Source organism: Novosphingobium sp. CCH12-A3, assembly GCF_001556015.1.
Lineage (GTDB): Bacteria > Pseudomonadota > Alphaproteobacteria > Sphingomonadales > Sphingomonadaceae > Novosphingobium > Novosphingobium subterraneum.
The window spans coordinates 1-907 of record NZ_LSIA01000149.1 but is presented as its reverse complement, the minus strand read 5'-3'; the positions used below and the strand labels follow the sequence as shown (position 1 = coordinate 907).

Genomic DNA, 907 nt, shown 5'->3' with positions numbered 1-907 from the left:
TTTCTCCTTTGCATTCCAGTCATATGCACCCCGGACCATCCGGGACGAGGCGCACCGTAGGTGAAATCGACGACCCACAGGGCGTTTGGCCGGCTGACGCGAAATGCCCGATTGACCTTGTCCAGCGGACACGGCGCCTTCGGGTTGCTGATGGTGGTGATCGTCTTCTTCCCACGACGGACGCCTGCCAGCCCCATGGCGCGCATTAATCGTTCCACCGTGCATTTCGCCACCATGATGCCTTCACGCCGCATCTGGTGCCAGACCTTGCGTGCGCCATAGAGACCGAAGCTGGCCTCATGGACCCGCTTGATCTGCTCCCTGATCTCGTCATCACGCTGCGCACGTGCTGGACGCCTGCCGGGATCGGCACTACGCGCGGCGTGTTCATGGTAGGAGGATGGGGCGATTGCCAGTTCCCGGCAGATCGGCTCGATACCCAAATCCTCGCGATGGACGTCGATGAACGCCATCATCATCTCCCGGGGCGGTCGAGCTCCGCCATCGCAAAATACGCAGATGCCTTGCGCAAAATCTCGTTGGCCCGGCGTAGTTCCTTCACTTCGCGCTCCAGCAATCTCAGGCGTTCCCGGTCATCCGCCGCCAGCGCCGCTGGCCCCGCTCGTCGGCTCGCCTCCTCGCGGCACCACCGGCGCAGCGTCTCCAGCGAGCAGCCGATCTTCGCCGCGATCGACTTCATCACTTCCCATTCCGAGCCGTACTCGGCCCGCTGCTCCACCACCATACGAACCGCCCGCTCGCGGACTTCAGGTGAAAATTTGTTGGTTGTCTTGCTCATAACGGATGCTCCTTCTCACAAGTTGGAGCCTCCTGGAAACCCGGGGCGCTTCAGAGCATCGTCCAGCGTGGGCGCGGCCCCGTCCTGCAACAGGAAATAGTCGCTGCA

The 907-nt window shown here is 62.4% G+C and carries 1 pseudogene and 1 other annotated feature; the pseudogene reads right to left on the bottom strand.

Features of this window, described 5'->3' with window-relative positions:
* Positions 1–799, bottom strand: a pseudogene (locus AX703_RS26600) (IS3 family transposase); the annotation flags it as partial.
* Positions 404–518, bottom strand: a sequence feature (AL1L pseudoknot). Its footprint overlaps the pseudogene before it by 115 nt.
* Positions 800–907: the final 108 nt, after the last annotated feature.